The following is a 24,591-nucleotide window of genomic DNA, read 5'->3' on the forward strand; positions in this document are numbered from 1 at the left end:
GCGCAGATCAGCTGACGGGAACGGCCGGGCGGTCCGGATCGGTGGTACCCAGTGCGGACACGAGCGTGTCGAACGAATCCTCCAGTGCCCGCCGGAAGCGCTGCGGATCCGGCATCGCCGCCGCGTTCGCGGTGAAGCTGATCGACAATTCACTGCCGAGCGACGTGATGCTCATCGCGAATCCCGAGTGGACCGACGACAGGTTGAAGGCCTCGAGGGAGCGCCGGCCGAACAGGGTGAGTTCGGACGATCCACGGGGAACGTTCGTGATCATGGCGTTCGCGGAGATACCGGTCCCGGCTTCGACGGCGTGGTGCGTCGCCGCCACGACCTTGCGGGCCATCCACCACGGGTAGTCGTCGAGCGCGGTGGTCGCAATCATCGCCGGGGCGCTGCGGCTGCGCTGCTTGCCCTGCGCGGTGGATTCGGCGATCTTCTGGAGGCGGACTCTCGGGTCGGGTTCCTGCACGTGCAGGTCGACCAGAATCATCCCGAACTGGTTCGACGCCTGTTCCGGGTTCCCGCGACGCTCGGCCAGCGGCACCAGCGACATGGGCGACGCGACCACCACCGGGTCGGCACCGAGCTCACCGTGGTGGCGCAGGTACTCACGCATCGCCCCGGAGACGACGGCGAGTGCGAAGTCGTTGACGGTGACTCCCGGCACGGTCCGGCGAGCGGCCTGCGCGGCATCGAGCGATCGCCGTGCGACGTCCACGACCACCGCACCGCCGCTCGCAGGCGAATTGAACCGGTTCGGCACCGCGGTCGGCGCGGGCGGGATCTCCCCGCGGGCGGTCAGGGCGTCGAGTTCGGCGACCGCTTCCTTGGTGCGGCGTGCGGCGCGCAGCATGCTCACCACCTGCCCGGGGACCGACGCGACCTGACGCAACAGCCCCGGCGGGGTGTACTCGGGTTCGGGCTTCTCGACGTCCGCGTCGGGAGCATCGAAAAGCCGCCGCGAGATCGCGCCCGCCTCGATGCCGTCCCCGATCGCGTGCTGGAACTTGATCACGATGTAGTAGGCGTCGTCCGGAATGCCGGGCACGTCCCGCACCCCGGTGATCGCGTGCAGTTCCCACAGCGGCCGGCTCAGATCCATCGGCGCGGCGACGATACGAGCCAGTTCGGCGGTCAACCCGTCCCAGCCGGCACCGTCGAGGTCGAGGCACCGAATGTGGTCGGCGACGTCGACGTGCTCGGCCGTCCGCCAGACGGGATACGCCAACGGCGACCGGAATTCGACGATCTCGGTGAACACCCGGGACCGGTCGAGCCGGGCGGTCATCCACTCGACGAGTTCGTCGCGGCCGATCGGCTCCTGGCCGGGCTCGCCCGGTTCGAAGACCCAGATCTGCACGAACTTCGATTCATCGACGGTCCGTGGATCCGTGAGATTGAGTGCGTGCCTGGGTGTCATCACCCGGCGTCGTGCTGTGCGTCCGGCCCCCGACCGTCCATTCATTCCGCGTCCGTCCCTATCTGGTGATGTCACGACACCCCTTGCCGTGTCGGCGTCGTACCGGCAGTCGGTACGGCACCGAATACGGACATTACCTTTCGGTAACGGTGGGTAACGGAAATACACGTCGAAGCTGTCTCAGGTCACACCGAGATGCGGTTCCTCGGGGGATCACCCTGTGAACGACCGTCGACAGCCGTCACCAGCGCGTCGAAGGAGGCGAGCAGGTCGTCCCGGTAGGCACCGGGATCCGGCATCATCGACTCGTCCGCGGTGAACGTGAGCGCCAGTTCGTCTCCGAACGACGTCACGATGTGTCCGAGCCCTCCCCCGCCGTGGACGGCGAGCACACCGAACGCCGAAACTGCCTGCGCACCACAGCACGTGAGCACGCCCGAACCCCGGGGCACGTTCGCCACGGTGGTGTTCGCGACCACCCGCGCTCCCGCCGATACCCGTCGCTGATGAGCGGCGACGATGCGCTTGGCGACCCACCAGGGGTAGTCGTCGAGCGCGGTCGTCGCGGTCACGGCGGCCGCGGTTCGCGCCCGGGCCTTGCCCGCGGCCGAAGCGGACACGATCGACCGGAAACGTACGAGCGGATCGCGTTCGTCGGTGCCCAGCGAAAGCAGGACCATCGAGAACTGGTTGGAACCGCGCTCGGGCGCCCGCACTCGGTCCCGGGGCGGGATCACGGACATGGGGATCGCCGCGACGAGCGGTTCCTCGGGCAGCTCCCCGTAACGTTCGAGGTATCCGCGCAGACCACCGGCCACCACGGCCAGGACGAAATCGTTGACGGTCGCACCGGGCACCTTCCGCCGCGCCTGCTGCACGGCGCCCAGGTCCCACCGAAGGACGTCGGCGGTCGTGCGGCCGGACAACGGCCCGTTGAAGCGGGTACGAGGCGCAGCCGGTGCCGGGATGATCTCCTCGCGGGCGACCAGATCCTCGAACTCCGCGACCGCGGCCCGGGCCCGGCGCCAGGCGCGCAGCATGCGTACGACCCGGACGGGCACGGCCGCCGTCTGCACGAGGAGCGGTGGACCGGACAGCACGTCCGGATCGGCGGGCTCGGCTTCACCGTCCGTGTCGTCGAACAGCCGGCGAGCGATCGCCACGGTCTCGATTCCGTCGCCGACACAGTGGTGGAATTTCAGGACGACGAAAGTCGAGCCGTCGGGAAAACCGTCGATTCCTTTCGCCCCGGTCAATACGTGCAATTCCCAGGGCGGCCTGCTCAGATCCATCGGTTCCGCGAGCACGGCCGCGAATCTGCGCCGCAATGCGTCCCAGTTCTCCCCGGCGACGTCGACGCAATACACCTGCTGCTCCCACTGCGGGTCGATGCCCCGAATCCAGTTCGGGTCCGCCGGGCAGCGGTGGAATTCGACTTGCTCGGTGAGCGCCCTCGACCGCGAGATCCGGTCGCCGATCCATTCGAGCAGAAAATTCCGGTCGATCGGGCCGGCACCGTCGGGACCGGGAGCGAATACCCAGACGTCCACGATCGCCGATTCCCCGGTAACCGCGTCGGAAACCAATTCGAGGGCGTGACGCGGTGTCATCGCCCGTCGATATTGCACTCGCTTCGCGAGCCGTGCCTGGCCATCACGCAGAAGGATTTTCACTCGGAATCTCCCGCAAGTCCCGCCCCGACGCGAATTTCACGATAGCCGACGCATTGTCTGTTCGGATGGGAAACGGGCATTACAACCAGAGCACGCGAAGTTGCCTCCCGGTCCGGATCCACGAAGATTCCGGACGGCGCGATTCCGGACGGCCGTGTCCGGATCGTCCGCGCGGGTAGCATCGGCGAGACGACGACGGTCCTCGCGCCGAGAAACAGCGAGGAACAGGAAGTGCAGGGGAACGGGGACAGAACGGGCCATTCCGGATCGAACTCGACGGCGGAGCGTGATGCTGGGATATCAGGACTACGCAGTACTGGTGGAGGACGTCCACAAATCGTTCGGTGATGTGCACGCACTCAGCGGAATCTCCTTTTCCGCACCCCCGGGCAGCGTCCTGGGAATTCTCGGACCGAACGGCGCCGGAAAGACGACGACCGTCAAGATCCTGTCGACGTTGATCCGGCCCACGAGCGGTCGCGCGCGGATCGCCGGCTACGACGTGGTGACCCATGCGCCGGAAGTCCGGCGCTCGATCATGATGACCGGCCAGTACGCCGCGCTCGACGAGGCGCTGACCGGCCGCGAGAACCTCATCCTCTTCGGGCGCCTGATGGGACTCGACCGGGCGACGGCGAAGGCCCGGGCGGAAGCCCTCCTGGAGGAGTTCGATCTCGTCGAGGCAGCTCGGCGCGCGGTCCGGCACTACTCGGGCGGTATGCGGCGACGGGTGGACATCGCATGCGGACTCGTCGTGCGCCCGGAGGTGGTGTTCCTCGACGAACCGACCACCGGACTGGACCCCCGGAGCCGCCAGGGCGTCTGGTCGCTCGTCGCGGCGCTGAAGAACCAGGGCATCACGGTGCTGCTGACCACGCAGTATCTCGAAGAGGCCGACCTTCTCAGCGACAACATCATCGTCATCGACAGGGGCACCATCGTCGCGGAGGGTACGGCCGACGAACTGAAGTCCCGCACCGGCGGCAGCTTCTGCGAGGTCGTGCCGGCCGACCCGGCAGCGGTGCCGCGGGTGATCGCCGCGCTGGGTGACCTGGTGCCCGACGAGGTGCGTGCCGAGGTCGCGCAGCACCCGAGCGTGGACCACGTCTCGATTCCCGCGCCGGGCGGAGCTGCGACGCTGGCCGAAGCGCTGCGCCGGCTCGACGCCGAGGAGATTCCGCTCGCGGACATCGGACTGCGCCGGCCGTCGCTCGACGACGTGTTCCTCACCTTGACCGGCCACTCCGCTTCCCCCCTTCCCGACGAGCAGCCGGCGGAAGAGGTGGCCACGTGACCGCGACCGCCAAGAGCGTGACTGCCGGCGCGAAGGGTGTCACTGCACCGCGAAGCCTTCGACGCGATGCCCTGCTCTCCCTTCCCGACAAGGGTGTCGGTGTGCACCGACGGGTCGAACCGTCGGGTTTCCACCAGTGGCGGGCCCTGTCGGGCCGGTCGATCCGTGCGATGGTCCGCGAGGGTGAACTGTTCATCGCGATCATCGCGCCGCTGGTCTTCACGATCGGCTTCTATCTGCCGTTGAAGTTCGTCATGCAGATCAGGGGCATCGACTACGCACAGTTCCTCATGCCGATCATCGTGATGCAGGCGATGGCGTTCACCGCGATCTCCGCTTCGCAGATCGCCGCCAAGGAATCCGCGAACGGTTTCACCACCCGCCTCCAAACGATGCCGGTGTCGGCGCCGGTACCGCTCATCTCCCGGATGACCAGCAGCTTCCTCCGGGCCGCGGTGGCACTGACGGCCGCGCTGCTCTTCGGGCACGTCATCGGGTTCCGGTTCAGCGCCGGTTTCTGGCAGGCTGCGGCGTTCTGCGGGTTCGGGTTGCTCATCGGCGTCACGCTGTCGCTGGGAGCCGACGCGATCGGGTCGCTGTCGAAGAGTCCCGAGGCGACCTCTCAAGCCCTGGCCCTGCCGCAGCTGATCCTGGGCATGCTGTCCTGCGGGTTCGTTCCGGAGGAGGGCTTTCCCGAGTGGATCCGCCCGTTCGTCCGCAACCAGCCCATCTCCCAGTTCTCCTTCGCGATGCGCGACATGGCGGAAGGTGGCATCACCGCCTCGGTGCTGCTACCGGCGGCCCTGTGGTGTGCGGGCCTGCTCGTGGTGTGCGCGCCCCTCGCGGTCTGGGCGAGTGTGAGGCGCGGATGAGCACGCACACCGACCGCAATCTGCCGCAGCGCGCCTTCGACGCCGACCGGATGTTCGATTTCCCCGAGCCCGACGCGGCGCATCCCGAAGGATCGGCACGCGCACTCGTCGAACACAGCCTGATGCAGTGCGGCCGGCTGCTGCGACGCTGGTCACGCGACCCGGCGACGATGATTCAGGCACTGCTGTATCCGGCACTGACGCTCATCATGTTCCGGCTCGTGCTGGGCAACTCGATCACCGCGGCGACCGGGCAACCCGCGATCTACGGCAACGTCCCGCTGATCGCGCTCATCGGCGCGATGTTCGGGTCGGTCGTCAGCGCCGTGGGATTGCGGGAAGAGCGCAAGAAAGGCCTGCTCAGCAGGTTCTGGGCGATGCCCGTCCACCGCGCCTCGGGCCTGGTCGGCCGCATGATGGCCGAGGCCGTGCGGATCTTCGCCACGACCCTGCTCATCGTGGTCGTCGGAACGGCCCTGGGATTCCGGTTCCTGCAGGGACCGCTCGCGGGGGTCGTCATGCTGCTGATCCCGATTCTGTTCGGGCTGGGTTTCGCGGTGATGGTCACCGCGCTGGCCGCGGTGTCCGGCGATGCCCCGCTCGTGGAGACGGTGTCGATCGTCTGCACGCTGCTGATGTTCTTCAATTCGGGATTCGTGCCGGTGATGGCGTATCCGACGTGGCTGCAGCCGGTCGTGCAGTACCAGCCGCTCTCCTGCGCGGTCGACACGATGAAGGGTCTCTCGCTCGGCGGACCGGTCCTCGAGCCGCTGCTGCTCACGTGTGCGTGGTCGTTCGGATTGATCGCGGTGTTCCTGTATCCGGCAGTCCGCGGCTATCGCCATGCGGCCGCCCACAATTGAGCGAGGTCCACTACGGTGGCCGCATGACTGATTCCGCAGCCACATCACCGTCGACCCGCCCGGTCGCACTCGTCACCGGGCCCACCTCCGGACTCGGCGCTGCATTCGCCCGATTGCTCGCCGAGCAGGGGCACGATCTGGTTCTGGTGGCGCGCGACGAGGCGCGGCTGCACGCGCTGGCGGACGAACTCGCCGGCGCGCACGGCGTCCGCGCGGAGATCATCGCGGCGGATCTCGCGACCGAGGCCGGGCGGGACGCGGCCTCCGAACGGCTCGCGAAGGGTGTCGACGTCCTCGTCAACAATGCCGGTTTCCTCACCGACGGTGAGTTCTGGGACGCGGATCTCGACCTGTTGCGCGGCCAGCTCGGGGTCAACGTCACCGCGGTGATGGAACTGACCCACGCCGCGCTGCCGCCGATGCGCGCGGCCGGCCGCGGCACGATCGTCAACGTCGCGAGCGTGTCGGGTCTGTTCACGGGCCCGGCGTCGACCTACAGCGCGAGCAAGGCGTGGGTCGTGAAGTTCTCGGAAGGTCTCGCCCACAAGGTCGCCGCGGACGGGGTGCGCATGGTCGCGCTGTGCCCCGGATTCATGGACACCGAGTTCCATCCTCGTGGCGGGCAGGACGTGTCCGGCGTCCCGAAGCAGCTGTGGCTCGCCACCGCGGACGTCGCGCGGACCGCCCTCGAGGACGCGGCGAAGGGCCGGGTCGTGAGCATCCCCGGCCGGCGTTACAAGCTGTGGACCACCCTCGACCGGCTCAAGCCGCGCCGGTTCGTGTGGCGGGCCTGAACCGCTCCCCGGTAGAAGCGACCTCGGGGCCGGTGACGAAGTTCGTCACCGGCCCCGAGATGTTCGTCGCGGCTGTCGCGATGCGCTCGCGGATCAGCTCTCGTCGATGTCGAGCGCGCGTGCCAGCACCGGCCACGACTCCTTCAGCTCGTCCTCCCAGTAGCCCCACGAGTGGGTGCCGTCGTCGCGGAACTTGAAGGTCGCCGGAATGCCGAGCTCGTTCAGCCGGTCCTGCAGATTGTGCGTGCAGTAGTTGGTGGCGGCCTCGATCACGCCACCGACGATGACCTGGTTGGCCACGTTCCCGGCGTCACCGTTCATACCGGGGCCGTCGCCGTTGTCGTAGCGGCCGGGCAGGCCGGTGCCGTTCGAGACGTACAGTTCCAGGCCGCGCAGCTTCTCGGCGTGCAGGTACGGATCGTTCGCCTCCCACGCCGGGTCGTCGTCCGAACCCCACATGTTGACGACGTCGCCGCCACCCCAGGTCTCGACCGTGAGCTTGACGAACTGCTTGCCGATCGGGTCCGACGTCTGCGCGCACCCGCTGTAGGCGGCGACGCCGTTGAACAGGCCCGGCTTCGCGGTCGCGAGCGAGAACACCGACGTGCCGGAGGAGGACAGGCCGGCGATGGCATTGACGCCGTTGGTGCCGAGCGCGGCGTCGACGATGGGCGGCAGTTCCTCGGTGATGAACGTCGTCCACTTGTTGTTGCCGAGGACCGGGTCCGGGGAGTACCAGTCGGTGTAGTAGCTGAACCGGCCGCCCAGCGGCGACACGACGTTGATGTTCTTCTCGGTCAGGAAGTCGATCGCGTCGGTCTGAAGACGCCACGTCCCGGCGTCCTCGCCGCCACCGGCACCGTTGAGCAGGTACAGCGTGGGCCGCGGTTCGCTCGTGTCGGCCGGACGCCACACGTCGACCGGGATCTCACGTCCCATCGACGCCGAGTAGACCCAGATGATGATCGAGTGCTCGTCGTACACCTCGGCCTTGGTGATCTTCGAACCGTTGGGCGACTCGACCGAAGCGAGAACCTTCCCGGTGTCGAGGACCGGATCGGCCCCCGCAGAGGCAGTACCCACAGCCATGGGCAGTGCGGCCGCGGTCAGTACCACGGCAAGGGACCTCGCGACGGCTACCGCCGTACGGTTCGTGTTTCGGCGCATGCGCTCGCTTCCCACCTTCTCCATTGCTGTTCCTGCGTGTCGGGTCACCGCGGAGCAGCGCCCTCGTACATGCGACGATGGGACCCCCGAAGGGATCCCATCGTCGACTGTTGCGAACGGTTGTCGCGTATCAGCCGATCACGAAGCACTGACCGCCGATCACGGCGAACAGGTTGCCCGGCGGGCAGTTCGGCGGAGTGACCGCGTCCGTGAGCTGATCCACGGTCAGGCCGATGAACGGGATCGGCGCCTGCGGCACGATCGGTTCCGCCTGAGCGGCACCCGCGGCGCCGAAAGCGATACCGGCAGCGGCTGCGCTGCCGAGCAGAACGGTCAGTGCACGACGCATCTGAGAACTCCTCCTGTAGGCGACCGCCGCAGCGGCCGGTTCAACGATGGCGGCGACAGCACGAACCCCCCATCGGTGCGGATCACACCGTACGCCAACGGTGACGATACCGTAAAGAAGTTCGGATCTCCGGCCGTGCATCGGCCGTCGAGGCACTATTGCCGTGATGAAACGGAAACCCGTTTCGCGACGATGAGACAACCGAACCCAGCCGGCGTCGGGGCTTCCGACGCCCCCGACAGGCAGGTCCACGACGATGATCCGACCGGCATCACGCGATGCGCTCCGCGCGCCCGGCCAGGGCAGAACGCGGCGTGCGCGAGTGGCCCAGGCGGCAGCGTTCGCCCTCGTCACCGCACTGTTCCCCGTTGTCACCGCCGGTGCCGCAGAGGCGGATCCGGTCATCGACAACGCACAGCCGCTCGCATCGCCGGTGTCGGTCAACGGTTCACGCATCACACGGATCGAGGTGCGCGACGCGCAGTCCCTCGTGATGTACGTGTATTCCGGGTCGATGGACCGGGAGATCCCGCTCGATATCATCCGTCCGAAGGACACGAGCGTGCCCCGCCCCACGTTGTATCTGCTCAACGGCGCCGGCGGCGGTGAGGACGGTGCGACCTGGCGGGCACGGACCGACGCGGCGACGTTCCTGGCCGACAAGAACATCAACGTGGTGACCCCGATGGCCGGCAAGTGGAGCTACTACACCGATTGGCAGCGGCCCGATCCGGTGCTCGGTGTCAACAAGTGGACCACCTTCCTCACCGAGGAACTGCCCCCGTTGATCGACGCCGGTCTGGGCGCCGACGGCGTCAACGCGATCGCGGGCCTTTCGTCGTCGGGCACGTCGGTGCTGCAGCTTCCCCTCGCGAAGCCGGGCCTCTATCGCGGCGTCGCCGCGTACAGCGGCTGCGCGCAGACGTCGGACCCGGTCGGGCAGGCGTACGTGAATCTCGTGGTCGAAACCTGGGGCGACGGAAACACCGAGAACATGTGGGGCCCACCGGACGACCCCGACTGGGTGGAGAACGATCCCTACGTCAACGCCGAGAAGCTGCGTGGTCTGGCCCTGTACCTGTCGAACGGCAGCGGCCTGCCCGGACAGTACGACACCCTCACCGGACCCGACATCGACGGAGACATCGGGGTACTCGCGAATCAGGTCGTCGTCGGCGGGATCATCGAGGCCGCGACGAACGGCTGCACGCAGAACATGGCGCGGCGGCTCGACGAACTGGACATTCCCGCGACCGTCGTCTTCCGGCCCACCGGAACGCATTCGTGGGGCTACTGGCGCGACGACCTCGAGAACTCCTGGCCGGTCCTCGCCGGTGCGCTCGGCGTCTGAACGACCTTCCGCTTCCGGCGTCCCTCATCCACAGCTGCTCGAAACCGGAACGGCCGGACCGGAACCCACGTTCCGGTCCGGCCGTTGCCGGTTCTACCCGTCGAGCCGGCGGAAGAAGCCGGTCCGGGCGTAGTACTCCACGTACCGGCCGAGCACCTCCGCGTCCACGACCGGGCACTCCACGCCGGTCCCGGCCAGGTGCGCGCGAGTCTTCTCGTCCGAGAACGTCTCGATCTCGGCGAGACCGGTCGCGAACTGGCCGGACACGAGCATCGCCCGCATCAGACTGTCGTCACCGGCCGCGGAGAGTTTCTCCGCCGTGGTGAACAACGCCTCCCCGAACTCGGGCACCGTCACCGTGCGCAGGTCGAATCCGTGCGCACGCAACTGCGTTTCGAGCTCGGACATCGGCACCCGCCGCTGCGACACGAGATGGTAGGTCCCACCCCAGGTCACCGGATCGACGGCGAGCTGCACCAGCGCCCGTGCGACGTAGTTGACCGGGACCATCGGCACCGTGCCGGTCGCGATGTCCGGAATCTGCTGCAGCGCGACGATGGCGCGCACCATGTTCCAGAACGCGTCGTCCGAGCCGCACGCACCGGTTTCCACGTCGCCGGTGATCAGACCGGGCCGGTAGATCGACACCGGAACGCCCCGTTCGCCGGCGAGCCGGACCACGGCCTCGCCGACCCACTTCGACTGGACATACCCCGAGCCGCCGACCCGCTCCGCCTCGAGCAGATCGTCCTCGCCCGCGACGTACGGCCGCCCTTCCGCGAGCGCCGCCTCGTCGGTGAGGACCGAGCCGGTGGACACGAAGTGCAGCGGCTTGAGCCGGACGGTCGCGGCGAGCCGCAGCAGTTCCTCCGTCGCGAGCACGTTCGGCCGATGCAACCGGCTGTACGTCTCGATGTGGTTGACGCGTGCCCCGTTGTGCACGATGGCGTCGACCCGCTCGGCGAGTTCGGCGAACCGGTCCTCGTCGAGCCCGAGCCGGTCCTGCCCGAGATCACCCGGCACCGCGACGATGCGGTCGGCTCCGGTGTCCCGCCAGGATCCGAAGCGGCGCATCGATTCCACGATGCGGGCGTGACCGTGTTCGGGCGACTCGGCCCGGACGAGGCACCACACCTCGGCGTCGGTGCGATCGAGCAGTTCCCGCACCAGGTGCGAACCGAGGAAACCGGTGGCACCGGTCAACAGCACGACCTCGGGTTCGACGCGCGGCGGCTGCGCCCCGTCGGCGGTGATGTCCGCGGCGAGGCTCACGTGTTCCGCGAAGCTCGCGACGTCCGGTCCGCTGCGCTGCGGGTCGATCGCCCGCGCGAGATCCTCGACCTGCGGGTGGTCGAACAACTCCTGGACCCCGGCCTCGAGACCGGTCAGGTCCCGCAACCGGTTGATCACCTTGATCACCAGCAGCGAATGCCCGCCGAGTTCGAAGAAGTCGTCGTCGAGACCGACCCGCTCGACACCGAGGACCTCGGCGAACACGGCCGCGACCGCGAGTTCGACCGGCGTGACGGGTGCGCGGAACTCCCGCGCCTCGAACACCGGCGCCGGCAGGGCCCGGCGATCCAGCTTGCCGACCGGGGTCAGCGGCAGCTGGTCGAGGACCATGATCGCCGACGGAACCATGTGCGAGGGAACGCTTCTCGCCACGAACTCCTTGAGTTCGGCCGGATCGATCCGCTCCCCCGCCACCGGCAGCACGTATCCGACGAGCTGCACCGACGAGGACTCGCCGTCCTTGTGCGCGACCGTCGCGGCCACGTCGACGGACGGGTGCGCGGAAAGGGCCGCGTCGATCTCGCCGAGTTCGATGCGCAGACCGCGGATCTTGACCTGGAAGTCGCTGCGCCCGACGTAGGCGATCTCGCCGTCCGCCGTCCACGTCACGACATCGCCCGTGCGGTACATGCGGTCACCGGGAACACCGAACGGATCCGCGACGAATCGCTCCGCGGTCAGACCGCGACGCTCGTGGTATCCGCGAGCGAGTTGCACACCGGCGATGTACAACTCGCCGGGCACGCCCACCGGAACGGGCCGCAACCGGCTGTCGAGCACCAGTTCCCGCATTCCGCGGATCGGCCCGCCGATCGTGACCGGCGCACCGGGGACCATCGGTTCGGAGATGTTCGACATGATCGTCGTCTCCGTCGGCCCGTAGCCGTTGTACAGCGACCGTCCGGGCGCCCACTTCTCCACGATGTCCGCCGAGACCGCCTCGCCACCGGCGACGAGATGCTGCAACGAATCCAGACCCGCCGGATCCATCGACGCCAGCACCGTCGGGGTGATGAACGCGTGCGTCACCGACTCGCGCCGGATCAGGTCCTCGAGTGCGTCCCCGCCGAACACGTCCGGCGGCGAGACCACCATCGCCGCGGCCGCGCCGAGCGCCAGCAGCAGTTCGAGGACGGACGCGTCGAAACTCGGCGATGCCACGTGCAGGACGCGCGACTGCTCCGTCGGCGAGTACCGCTCGTACTGCTCGACGCAGAAGTTGTGCAGACCGGCGTGGGTGACGGCGACGCCCTTCGGGAGGCCCGTCGAACCGGACGTGTAGATCACGTACGCGACCTGCGACGACCGGATCGGTGCAGGCAGATCCCGGTAGGTGACCGGCGCATCGGACTCGGCAGCGCACCGGGACCGCACGTCCGCGTCGTCGAGCACGAGCCAGTCGACACCGTCCGACAGTCCGTCTACGTGCGCCGACATCGTCAGGCCCAGAACGACTCCCGAGTCGTCGATCATGTGCGCGACACGATCGGCCGGGTACTTCACGTCGACCGGGACGTAGCCGGCGCCGGTCTTCGCGACCGCCCACACGGCGAGCACGGACTCGATCGACCGCGGCACCGCGATCGCGACGAGATCGGACGATCCGATTCCCCGGCCGAGCAGCACCCGCGCCAGGCGCGAGGACTGCTCGTCGAGTTCCCGGTAGGTCAGCGAGCGGTCGCCGAAGACCAGCGCGGTCCCGTCCGGGTTCTTCGCGACGGCCTCCGCCATGAGCGCGGGCAGGGTCGACGTCCACACCCGGCCGCGAGGAGCGCGAGCGGCAGCGGCGCCCGCGCGGGCGGCGCCGACGAGGGCCGCGCGCTCGGAGTCCGCGAGGACCTCGACGTCCCCGACGACGATCGTGGGATCGGCGGTGACCGCGGCGAGCACCCGGCCGAACCGCTCGGCGAACGCCACCACGGTCGACTCGTCGAACAGGTCGGTCGCGTAGGTCAGGTCGACGCGGTATTCGCCTCCGGCACCGACCTCGGTGACGGTCACCTGCAGGTCGAAGCGGGAGACTCCGTCCTCGAATTCGACTGCGGCGAGCCGCAGTCCACCGAGATCGAACGCCGCAACCGGCTGGTTCTGGAACACCAGAGCCACCTGGAACAGCGGGTTGCGCGCCGTGGACCGTTCGACGTCGAGCGCTTCGACGAGACGCTCGAACGGAATGTCGGCGTGTCCGAACGCGCCGAGATCCGCCGTCCTGGCCCGCGCCAGCAGGTCCGCGAACGTCTCGTCGGCCACCACGGGGGTGCGCAGCACGAGCGTGTTGACGAACATGCCGACGAGATCGTCGAGCGCGGCGTCACCTCGACCGGCCACCGGAGCACCGACGGTGACGTCGTCGCTGCCGGACAAGCGCGCCAGCAGCAGCGCCAACGCGGCGTGCACCACCATGAACGGCGTCGATCCCCGCTCCCCCGCCAGCCGGTCGATACCGGCCCGCACGTCGGCGGGCACGGTGAACCGGTGGGTGGCACCGCGGTGCGACAGCGCGGCGGGACGCGGCCGGTCGGTCGGCAGCGTCACCTCCTCGGGAGCCCCGGCGAGGACTTCGGTCCAGTACCCGAGCTGCTGCGCGAGCAGCGACTGCGGATCCGCCTCGTCGCCGAGCACGTCCCGCTGCCACAGCGTGTAGTCCGCGTACTGCACCGGCAGCGGCGCCCAGGTGGGGGTGCCACCCTGCACGCGAGCCGCGTACGCCGTGACGACGTCGCGGGTCAGCGGCGCGATCGAGAAACCGTCCGCGGCGATGTGGTGCGCGACGAACACGAACACGTGGTCGTCCTCGGCGATCCGCAGCAGAGCCGCGCGGACCGGAACCGCCGTCGTGACGTCGAACCCGGCCGTGACCAGCTCGGCGACCCGCTCGAGTACGGCGGTCTCCGAGACGTTCTCGACGGCCGGTGTCAGGCGGGCCCGCTCCGGGGACAGCACGTCCTGCACCCCGGTGCCGTCGACCTCCGGGTAGACGGTGCGCAGCACCTCGTGGCGGGCGACCACGTCGTCGACGGCGAGCTGCAGTGCCGCCACGTCGAGTGCGCCCGACATGCGGATCGCGATCGGGATGTTGTACGCGGCCGAATCCGGGTCGAAGCGGTTGAGGAACCACATGCGGGACTGCGCCGCCGACAACGGGATCCGCTCGGGGCGGGGCTGCGGCACGAGTGCGGCACGACCCGGTCCGCCGGTGTGCGACTCGAGACGCGCGGCGAGCGCTTCGACGGTCGTCGCCTCGAAGAGCGCACGCACCGGCACCGCGGCGTCGAGGGCCGCTCCGAGCCTGGCCACGACCTGGGTCGCGACGAGCGAGTTGCCGCCGAGCTCGAAGAAGTCGTCGTCGACACCGATCGCGTCGATGCCGAGAACGTCCGCGAACACTCCGGCGACGATCTGCTCGACCGGGGTGGACGGCGCCCGGAACTCCCGCGCCTCGAACACCGGCGCCGGCAGCGCCTTGCGGTCGAGCTTGCCCGACGCGTTGAGCGGGAACGCGTCGAGCACGACGATGGCCGACGGCATCATGTAGGTCGGCAGCTTCCGGCTCAGCGCCTGGCGGGCCCGATCGAGGTCGAACGACTCCGGCGCCCCCGGCACGATGTACGCGACGAGCTGTTCACCGGTGGCGGTGTCGACGACGAGCACCGCGGCGGAGATGACCGCGTCGTCGTCGAGCAGCGCCGCCTCGATCTCGCCGAGCTCGATGCGCTGGCCGCGGAACTTGACCTGGAAGTCGGTGCGCCCGATGTAGACGAGTTCACCGCCCTGCCAGTACACGAGGTCACCGGTGCGGTACATCCGCTCGCCCGCCTCGAACCTGTCGGCCACGAACCGGTCACTCGTGAGGTCGACGCGGCCGTGATAGCCGCGCGCCAACTGCACGCCGGAGAGATACAGCTCGCCGGGCACGCCGTCGGGTACCGGATTCAGGCGGGAGTCGAGGACGTAGACCTTCGAATTCCACTGCGGCACACCGATCGGCACCGAGCCGGTATCGCCCGGTGCGGCCTGCCGGTAGGTGATCGAGACGGCGGCCTCGGTCGGGCCGTACAGGTTGTGCAGCCCGGCGCCGCTGATCCGCGCGAACGCCTCGGCGGTCGCTGCGGGCAGGGCCTCACCGATGACGAACACGTCGCGCAGGCCCGCGACGTCGCCCGCCGCCACCGCGGAGACGAACACCGACAGCATCGACGGAACGAAGTCGGTGACCGTGACCCCCGCCGAACGGATCCGCTCCGCGAGGTACAGCGGGTCGCGGTGGCCGTCCGGGGTCGCGACGACGAGGGTCGCCCCGACCCGCAGCGGCAGGAAGAAGCCCCACAGCGACACGTCGAACGTCGTCGCGGTCTTCTGCAGGTACACGTCGGCCTCGGTGAACCGGTACTGCCCCTGCATCCACTCCATCTGGTTGACGATCGCGCCGTGCGGGACCGCGACACCCTTGGGCTTGCCGGTGGACCCGGACGTGAAGATCACGTACGCGGTGTTGCCCGCGTGCACGGACCCGCGCCGTTCGGAGTCCTGGATCGGATCGGTCGGGACATCGGACAGATCCAGGGTGTCGAGGAACAGCACGGTCCGGCCGCTCGCGGCGGTGAAGCCGTCCCGTTCGGTGCTGAGCACCGCGACCGGGTCCGCCGCGTCGAGGATGTAGGCGATGCGATCGGCCGGATGATCCGGATCGACCGGCACGTACGCGCCGCCCGCGCGGAGCACTGCGTACATGCCGACGACCAGTTCGAGCGAGCGCCGCATCGCGAGCGCGACCCGCGACTCCGGACCCACCCCGAGCGCGATCAGGTGCCGCGCGAGCGCGGAGACACGAGCGTCGAACTCGGCGTAGGTGAGCGAATCACCTTCGTAGACCACGGCATTCGCGTCCGGAGTCAGGACCGCCTGCCGATCGAAGCTGTCGAGCAGCAGGGTGTCGACGGTGGGATGCTGCGTCCGGTTGCGCGCGTCGACGATCTCGGCGCGTTCGTCCGCCGCGAGGACCGGCAGGTCACCGACGGCGATCGCCGGGTCGGTGGTCACCGCTTCGAGGATCCGCACGAAGCGGTCCGCGAACGCGACGATCGTCGACTCGTCGAACAGGTCGGTGGCGTACTGGATCTCCACCGCGGCACCGGCCGATGCGCCGGCGTCGTCGAACATCTCGGCGACCGCGACCTGCAGGTCGAACTTGACGAGGTTCGTCTCGGTCTCGACGGGTGCGACGGACAGTCCGCCGAGTTCGAGCGCGGTGCGGTTCATGTTCTGGAAGAACAGCGCCACCTGGAACAGCGGATGCCGGCCCTGCGACCGTGCCGGGTCGAGCACCTCGACGAGGCGCTCGAACGGGACGTCGGCGTGCGCGAACGCCCCGAGGTCGGTGGACCGGACCCGGCCGAGCAGTTCCTCGAACGCTTCGCCCGCCGCGACGTCCGTGCGCAGGACCAGCGTGTTGACGAACATGCCGACGAGGTCGTCGAGCGCGGCCTCGCCGCGGCCCGCGATGGGTGCGCCGATCGCGATGTCGTCGGTGCCGGACAACCGCGCCAGCAGGGACGCGAGCGCCGCGTGCACGACCATGAACGGGGTCGCGTGACGGTCACGCGCCAGCGCGCCGATCGCGTCCTGCAGCCGGGCCGGGAGCGTGAACGTGTAGGCCGCGCCCCGGTTGGTGGCCACCGCCGGCCGCGGCCGGTCGCTCGGGAGGTCCAGCTGGTCGGGGATGCCCGCCAGCCGCTCGGTCCAGTAGCCGAGCTGCCGTGCGATCACCGAATCGGGATCGGACTCGGCGCCGAGCACCTCGCGCTGCCAGAGCGTGAAGTCGGCGTACTGCACCGGCAGCGGTGCCCACGCCGGGGCCTCGCCGCGCGAGCGGGCGGCGTACGCGATCATCACGTCCCGGGTCAGCGGTGCCATCGAGAAGCCGTCGGCGGCGATGTGATGGACCGAGAAGACCAGGACGTGTTCGCCGTCGCCGAGCTGCAACAGCGCGGCACGCACGGGAACCTGTGCGGTGACGTCGAATCCGGACTCGACGATCTCGGTGACCACCTCGAATGCCGAGTCCGCGGTGACGGCCCGCACGTCCAGTTCGACCCCGGCCTTACCAGCAGGCAGCACCACCTGGTGCCCGGCGCCGTCGACCTCCGGGTACACGGTGCGGAGCACCTCGTGCCGGGCGACGACGTCGGCGACCGCCGCACGCAGCGCGTCGACGTCGAGTTCGCCGGACAGGCGCACCGCCACCGGGATGTTGTCGACCGCGGACGCGGTGTCGAACCGGTTGAGGAACCACATGCGGGACTGCGCCAGCGACAGCGGGATCCGGTCCGGGCGCGCCTGCGGCTCGAGCGGCGCACGCCGGCCCGAACCGGCGCGGGATTCGACGCGGGCCGCGAGGGCCGTCACCGTCGAATCCTCGAACAGGACACGCACGGGCACCTCGGTGTCGAGGGCCGCCCCGAGCCTCGCCGCGACCTGCGTCGCGACGAGCGAGTTGCCGCCGAGCGCGAAGAAGTCGTCGTCGGCACCGACGCGATCGACGCCGAGAACGTGCGCGAACGTGGCCGCGACGATCTCCTCGACGGGGGTGGCCGGGGCACGGAACTCGCGGGCCTCGAACACCGGCGCGGGCAGGGCCTTGCGGTCGAGCTTGCCGCTGGCGTTGAGCGGGAACGCGTCGAGCACGGTCACCACGTCGGGAACCATGTACGCGGGCACGCGTGCCCCGACCGCGGACTTCACCGCGGCCACCTCGACATCCGCCCCGTCGGCCGGCACCACGTACGCGACGAGCTGCTGACCGAGTTCCCCGTCGTGGACCACCACGACGGACTGTGCGATCTCGGGCAGGTCCGTCAGCGCCGACTCGATCTCGCCGAGTTCGATGCGCAGACCGCGGACCTTCACCTGGAAGTCGGTGCGGCCGATGTATTCCAGCTCCCCGGCGGCCGACCACTTCACGAGGTCACCGGTCCGGTACATGCGCGTACCGGTCGCGAACGGGTCGGCGACGAACCGTTCCGAGGACAGGTCGGGACGCCGCACGTAGCCACGCGCGACCTGGACACCCGACAGGTACAGCTCCCCGGCGACACCCACGGGCACCGGCTGCAAGCGTGCGTCGAGCACGTACACCCGGGTGTTCCACACGGGCGCACCGACCGGCACGGCCACGACGTCCGCGTCGGTGACCTCGTGGAAGGTCACGTCCACCGCGGCCTCGGTCGGCCCGTAGAGATTGTGCACGGCGACCCCGGGCACGAGTTCCCGCATCCGCGCGGCGATCGGCGCGGGCAGCGCCTCACCCGAGGCGAACACCATCCGCAGTCCGGATCCCGCCGCCGCGCTCGGCTCGGCGACGTACGCGGCGAGCATCGACGGCACGAAGTGCACGACCGTGACGCCGGCGTCGGCGACGAGCCGGGCCAGCGCCGCCGGATCGCGGTGCACGTCCGGTGCCGCGACGACCAGGCGGGCACCGATCTGCAAGGGCCAGAAGAACTCCCAGACCGACACGTCGAACGTGAAGGGGGTCTTCTGCACGACCACGTCGTCCGCGGTCAGTTCGTACTGCCCCTGCATCCACAGCAGACGGTTGACGATCGCGGCGTGCGCGACCGCCACACCCTTCGGGCGGCCCGTCGAACCGGACGTGAAGATCACGTAGGCGGTGTTGTCCGGGAGGACGGCACCGAGCCGTTCGGCGTCCGTGACCGGACCGTCCGGGTAGCCGGAGACGTCGAGCCGATCGAGCAGCACCACGTCCCGGCCCGGAGCCTCGATCGCGTCGGTGCTCGTGGACAGCACGAGCACGGGATCCGCGGTCGCGAGCACGTACTCGTTGCGTTCGGCCGGCTGGTCGGGATCGATCGGCACGTACGCGCCGCCCGCCACGACCACCGCGTACATGCCGACGAGCAGTTCGGTCGACCGACGCATCGTCAGGGCGACGAGCGCATCGGGACCGACACCCGACGCGATCAGGACCCGCGCCAGCCGGTGCACCCGCGACGCGAATTCGCGGTAGGTCAGGGTCTCGTCACCGAACACGACCGCCGGGGCGTCCGGGGTGCGCGCGACCTGCGCCTCGAACAGATCCACGAGGGTCGCCGTCGAATCCGTCGCGTGGACGGTGTCGTTCCACGTTTCGAGGACCGAGATCCGTTCGGCCGCATCCAACACCGGAACGTCGCCGACCCGCAGAACCGGATCGGAGACGACCGCCGCGAGCACCCGGGTGAACCGCTGCGCGAGCGACGCCACGGTCGTCTCGTCGAACAGATCGGTCGCGTAGGTGACACCGGCGGCGATTCCCGCGGGCGATCCGTCGGCGGCGAACGTGTCCGACAGCACGAACTGCAGGTCGAACTTCGCGGTGCGGTTCTCGGCCTGCACACCGGCGACCGTCAGCCCCGGCAGCTCGAAGCTCGACTGCCCGATGTTCTCGAACGTGAGCATCACCTGGAACAGCGGGTGCCGCGCCTGCGACCGCGGCGGATCCAGCACCTCGACGAGCCGCTCGAACGGCACGTCCGCGTGCCCGAACGCACCGAGATCGGTGTCCTTGACCCGGGACAACAGGTCGGTGAACGGCTCCGAGCCGTCGATGCGCGTCCTCAGGACCAGCGTGTTGACGAACATGCCCACCACGTCGTCCAGCGCGGCCTCGCCGCGACCGGCGACCGGCGTGCCGATCGCGATGTCGTCGCTGCCGGACATGCGTGCCAGGACCGCGGCCAACGCCGCGTGCACCACCATGAACGCGGTCACGCCCGTACGCCGCGCCAGGTCGGCGATGCCGGCCTGGACGTCCGCTCCGATCTCGAAACGGTGGTCGCGGCCGGTGTTCGACGCGACGGCCGGCCGGGGCCGGTCGGTGGGCAGATCCAGCTGATCCGGCACACCCTCCAGCGCGGTGGTCCAGTAGTCGAGCTGACCGGCGATCAGCGACCGCGGATCGTCCTCGGCCCCCAGGACCTCGCGCTGCCACAGCGTGTAGTCCGCGTACTGCACCGAGAGCGGTGCCCACGACGGGTGCTCCCCACGCGACCGGGACGCGTACGCGACCATCACGTCCCGGGTCAGCGGTCCCATCGAGAAACCGTCGGCCGCGATGTGGTGCGCCACGACCACCAGCACGTGCTCGTGGGGGGCGACGCGCAACAGCTCCGCGCGCACCGGCACCGCGGTGGTGACGTCGAATCCGGTTCCCACCGCGGCGAACACCCGCTCGAGCGCCTCGGACTCGGTCACCTCGCGCGGCGGGAGCTCGATCCGTGCCTGCGCGGCCGTCAGGATCACCTGCGTGCCGGCGCCGTCGACCTCCGGGTACACGGTGCGCAGGGCTTCGTGCCGGGCGACGACGTCGTTGACGGCTGCTTCGAGGGCCGTCACATCGAGTTCACCCGTCAGGCGGATCGCGACCGGCACGTTGTACGCGGCCGATTCCGGATCGAACCGGTTCAGGAACCACATCCGGGACTGCGCCGGCGACAACGGAATACGGTCCGGACGCGGCCGCGCGGTGAGCGCGACCCGGCCGCCGGCACCGGCGTGCTGCTCGGCGACCGCGGCGAGTGCGGCGACCGTCGGGGCCTCGAACAGCGCGCGCACCGGGATCCGGGTGTCGAGTTCGCTGCCGATCCGGGAGACCACCTGGGTGGCGACGAGCGAGTTGCCGCCCAGGGCGAAGAAGTCGTCGTCGAGGCCGACGCGATCGAGACCGAGCACCTCGGCGTAGACGGCGGCGACGATCTCCTCGACCGCGGTCGTCGGGGCGCGGAACTCGCGCACGGCGAGCACCGGCTCCGGCAGGGCGCGCCGGTCGAGCTTGCCGGAGTGGTTGAGCGGAAGCTCGTCCAGCACCATCACGACGTCGGGAACCATGTACCGGGGCAGCGATTCGCCGAGGCGGTCGCGGGCGGCGTCGACATCGACGGTCGCGCCCGGCGACGGCACCACGTAGGCGACGAGCTGCTGACCGAATTCACCGTCGTGGACCACAACGACGGACTGCCCGATCTCCGGCAGGTCGGTCAGCGCCGTCTCGATCTCGCCGAGTTCGATGCGCAGACCACGCACCTTCACCTGGAAGTCGGTGCGGCCGAGGTAGTCCAGCGTGCCGTCGGGCAGCCACCGCACCAGGTCGCCGGTCCGGTAGAGGCGACCACCGGTGGTATCGAACGGGTCGGCGACGAAACGCTCGGCGGTCAGGTCCGGCCGGCCGAGGTAGCCGCGGGCGACCTGGACACCCGACAGGTACAGCTCGCCGGGGACACCGACGGGCACCGGATGCAGGCGTGCGTCGAGGACGTACGCACGGACGCCGCGGATCGGCTCACCGATCGGAACCGACGAGGATTCCTCTGCGACACAACGGAACACCGTCGAGGTCACGGTGACCTCGGTCGGTCCGTAGGTGTTGTCGAGCACCGCATCCGAACGCGACACGAAACGCGCCACCAGTTCCGGGGGCAGTGCCTCGCCACCGACCGACAGGTACCGCAGCGACGGCGGCAGGGCGAGGCCGTCGTCGGCGAGGAACAGCGCGAGCATCGACGGCACGAACTCGAGGATGCACACGTCCCACCGGCGGGAGACCTGCACGAGGTACTCGGGGTCGCGGTGGCCGCCGGGCTCCGCGATCACCAGCCGGGCACCGGCCTGCAGCGGGTAGAACAGCTCCCACACACACGCGTCGAACGTGATGGGCGTCTTGTGCAGCGCGGTGTCCCCGGCTCCGAGGTCGTACCGCTCTGCCATCCAGGCGATCTGGTTGACGACGGACCGGTGCGAGACGGCGACGCCCTTGGGGCGTCCCGTCGAACCCGACGTGAAGATCACGTACGCGGTGTTGTCCGGTCGCAGACCGGCGGCCGTCACGACCTGTTCCGTCTCGACCTGCGCCGTATCGACACCGAGGTCGAGGTCCGCGACGTCGATCGCCGCGACCTCGCCCGGCAGGGCGTCACGGTCCGCGGCGGTGGTGAGCACGAGCAGCGGTGCCGCGACCTCGAGCACGTACGCCGTGCGGTCGAGGGGATGCTCGGGATCGATCGGAACGTAGCCGCCGCCCGCCCGCAGGATCGCGTAGATCGCGACGAGCATGTCGACGGATCGGCTCATGCACACGCCGACCAGCACTTCCGGACCCACGCCCCGGTCGGCGAGGACCTGCGCGAGCGCGTTCACCCGGCGGTCGAACGCCGCGTAGTCGAGGATCTCGTCGCGGAACACCACAGCCGGTGCGTCCGGTGTCCGCTGCACCTGCGCGGTGAATCCGTCGAGCAGCAGTTCGCCGGTCTCCGGTCGGGCGGTGTCGTTCCACTCGACGAGCATCCGGCGGCGTTCATCGTCGTCGACCAGTTCGAGGTCGCCGACGACGACGTCCGGATCGGCCGTCGCGGCCGCCAGGACGCGGACGAGGCGCTCCGCGATGGCGGACACGGTTGCCGCATCGAAGATGTCTGTGGCGTAGCCGATCTCGCCCAGGTAGGACCCGTCACCTCCCGCCGGTTCGACCAGGGTGACCGAGAGATCGTATTGCGCTGCCTGCCAATCGAATTCGAGCGCAGACACCGACAGGCCCGGAAGCTCGACCACCGACTGGCTGTAGTTCTGGAACGCCAGCATGACCTGGAACAGCGGCGAGAACGACTGCGAGCGAACAGGGTTGATGCGGTCCACGAGGCGTTCGAACGGGACGTCCGCGTGCGCGAACGCGCCGAGATCGGCCCGGGACGTTCCCGAGAGCAGGTCGCGGAACGACGCGGCCGCATCGATCGGGGTGCGCAACACCAGGGTGTTGACGAACATGCCGACCAGGTCGTCGAGTGCCGCCTCGCCGCGACCGGCGACCGGGGTGCCGATCGTGATGTCGTCGCTGCCGGACAACCGCGCCAGCAGCACAGCGAGGGCGGTGTGCACGACCATGAACGGCGTGGCGTGCTGCTCCGCCGCCAGACGCTTGATCCCGGCGACGACATCCGACGGCACCGCGAAGTCGACGGTTCCGCCGACGCCGTCGCGCACCGCCGGCCGGGGCCGGTCGGTGGGCAGGTCCAGCACGTCGGGCGTTCCGGCGAGCGTGTCGACCCAGTAGTCGAGTTGCTGCGAGAGCAACGAATCGGGGTCCGCCTCGTCGCCGAGGACCTCGCGCTGCCACAGCGCGAAGTCCGCATACTGCACCTCGAGGTGCTGCCAGGCGGGGGCCTGACCGCCGACGCGGGCCGTGTAGGCCAGGACGATGTCTCGGGCCAGCGGTCCGGTCGACACACCGTCGGCCGCGATGTGGTGCACGACGAGAGCGAGCACGTGCTCGTCCTCGGTGATCCGGAACAGGGCGCCGCGCACCGGCGGCGCCACGGTCACGTCGAAGCCCGCGGACAGCAGTTCCGCGACCCGGGTGCGCAGGTCGTTCTCGCCGGCGACCCGGACCGGCTCGAGGCCGTCCGGCAGCCACCCGGCCGGGAGCACTTCCTGGACACCGGCGCCGTCGACCTCGGGGTAGAACGTGCGCAGGACCTCGTGCCGGGAGATCACGTCACGGACGGCCGCTTCGAGCGCGGCGACGTCGAGCGTGCCGCTCAGCCGCATCGGGATCGGGATGTTGTAGGCCGCGGAGTCGGGTTCGAAGCGGTTGAGGAACCACATCCGCTGCTGCGCCAACGACAACGGCACCCGCTCCGGACGCGGACGCGCCGTCAGCGCCGCCCGTGCCCCGGAACCGGCGTGCGACTCGACCGCCGCGGCCAGCGCCGCGACCGTCGAGGCCTCGAACACCGTCCGCACCGGCACCTGCGCATCCAGCGCCGCACCCAGCCGGGCCGTCACCTGCGTCGCCACCAGCGAATTGCCGCCGAGCGCGAAGAAGTCGTCGTCCAAGCCGACCCGCTCGACGCCGAGCACCTCGGCGAACACCGCGGCGACCGCCTGCTCGACCGGGGTCGTGGGTGCCCGGAACTCGCGCTGCACCACCTGCGGCGCCGGCAGGGCCTTGCGGTCGATCTTGCCGTTGATGTTCAACGGCAGCGCGTCGAGCACCACCCACGCCGTGGGCACCATGTACGAGGGCAGCTCCGCCGCGACCCCGGCCGCGAGCGCCGATACGTCGACCGCTGCGCCGTCCGCGGGGACGACGTATCCGACGAGTTGCTCGCCCGTGTGCCGGTCGCTGTGCACGACGACGACGGCCTGCGACACCGAATCCTGGTTCCGCAGAACCGATTCGATCTCACCGAGCTCGATCCGGAAACCACGCACCTTCACCTGGAAATCGGTGCGGCCCAGGTAGTCCAGCGAGCCGTCCGGCAGCCACCGCACCAGGTCGCCGGTGCGGTACATCCGCTCCCCGGCAGTGACATCCCCCGTCGCTCCGCTCGCCCCACCGGCGAACGGGTTCGCCACGAACCGATCCGCCGTCAACTCCGGCCGACCGAAATACCCCCGAGCCAACTGCACACCCGACAGATACAACTCACCCGCAACACCCACCGGCACCGGACGCAACCGCTCGTC

10 protein-coding genes are annotated in these 24,591 nt (G+C 69.6%); 5 read left to right on the forward strand and 5 right to left on the reverse strand.

Translation table 11 applies throughout. The features are described from left to right. Positions 1–7: 7 nt before the first annotated feature. Entirely contained in the window at positions 8–1,420 is a 1,413-nt protein-coding gene (locus M1M07_RS22255) for a wax ester/triacylglycerol synthase domain-containing protein (protein WP_197257064.1), read from the reverse strand. Between the two features lie 185 nt (positions 1,421–1,605). Continuing rightward, positions 1,606–3,030 (reverse strand): wax ester/triacylglycerol synthase domain-containing protein, encoded by a 1,425-nt coding sequence (locus tag M1M07_RS22260; RefSeq protein ID WP_248675546.1) that lies wholly within the window; start codon positions 3,028–3,030, stop codon positions 1,606–1,608. Between the two features lie 352 nt (positions 3,031–3,382). Here M1M07_RS22260 and M1M07_RS22265 point away from each other — a divergent pair, with 352 nt between their 5' ends. From M1M07_RS22265 to M1M07_RS22280, 4 genes are all read left to right on the forward strand, one after another. Further along, the gene (locus tag M1M07_RS22265) at positions 3,383–4,387 is read left to right on the forward strand and encodes an ATP-binding cassette domain-containing protein (protein ID WP_269437711.1); all 1,005 of its coding nucleotides are present in this window, start codon (positions 3,383–3,385) and stop codon (positions 4,385–4,387) included. Positions 4,388–4,458: 71 nt separating this feature from the next. Then, entirely contained in the window at positions 4,459–5,259 is an 801-nt protein-coding gene (locus tag M1M07_RS22270; protein ID WP_248675550.1) for an ABC transporter permease, read from the forward strand. Between the two features lie 50 nt (positions 5,260–5,309). Then, the gene (locus tag M1M07_RS22275; RefSeq protein ID WP_248675551.1) at positions 5,310–6,122 is read left to right on the forward strand and encodes an ABC transporter permease; all 813 of its coding nucleotides are present in this window, start codon (positions 5,310–5,312) and stop codon (positions 6,120–6,122) included. A gap of 23 nt (positions 6,123–6,145) precedes the next feature. Further along, positions 6,146–6,916 (forward strand): SDR family oxidoreductase, encoded by a 771-nt coding sequence (locus M1M07_RS22280; RefSeq protein WP_248675547.1) that lies wholly within the window; start codon positions 6,146–6,148, stop codon positions 6,914–6,916. Between the two features lie 93 nt (positions 6,917–7,009). Here M1M07_RS22280 and M1M07_RS22285 read toward each other — a convergent pair whose 3' ends face one another. Together M1M07_RS22285 and M1M07_RS22290 are read right to left on the reverse strand one after the other, a co-directional pair. Continuing rightward, positions 7,010–8,005 carry an alpha/beta hydrolase family protein gene (locus tag M1M07_RS22285; RefSeq protein WP_231611654.1) on the reverse strand — a complete coding sequence of 332 codons (996 nt, stop codon included), beginning with the start codon at positions 8,003–8,005 and terminating at the stop codon, positions 7,010–7,012. A gap of 208 nt (positions 8,006–8,213) precedes the next feature. Further along, positions 8,214–8,432, reverse strand: a complete 219-nt coding sequence (locus M1M07_RS22290; protein ID WP_197257071.1) for a hypothetical protein — start codon at positions 8,430–8,432, stop codon at positions 8,214–8,216. A gap of 322 nt (positions 8,433–8,754) precedes the next feature. Here M1M07_RS22290 and M1M07_RS22295 point away from each other — a divergent pair, with 322 nt between their 5' ends. Beyond that, positions 8,755–9,783 carry an alpha/beta hydrolase family protein gene (locus M1M07_RS22295; protein ID WP_248675548.1) on the forward strand — a complete coding sequence of 343 codons (1,029 nt, stop codon included), beginning with the start codon at positions 8,755–8,757 and terminating at the stop codon, positions 9,781–9,783. A gap of 93 nt (positions 9,784–9,876) precedes the next feature. On the opposite strand, the gene M1M07_RS22300 is transcribed toward M1M07_RS22295, so the two are convergent. Next, positions 9,877–24,582, reverse strand: coding sequence for a non-ribosomal peptide synthetase (locus M1M07_RS22300; protein WP_282582240.1), 14,706 nt, complete (start codon positions 24,580–24,582; stop codon positions 9,877–9,879). Positions 24,583–24,591 lie beyond the last annotated feature (9 nt).

The sequence above is a fragment of the Rhodococcus sp. HM1 genome (assembly GCF_023218075.1).
Taxonomy (GTDB): Bacteria; Actinomycetota; Actinomycetes; order Mycobacteriales; family Mycobacteriaceae; genus Rhodococcus.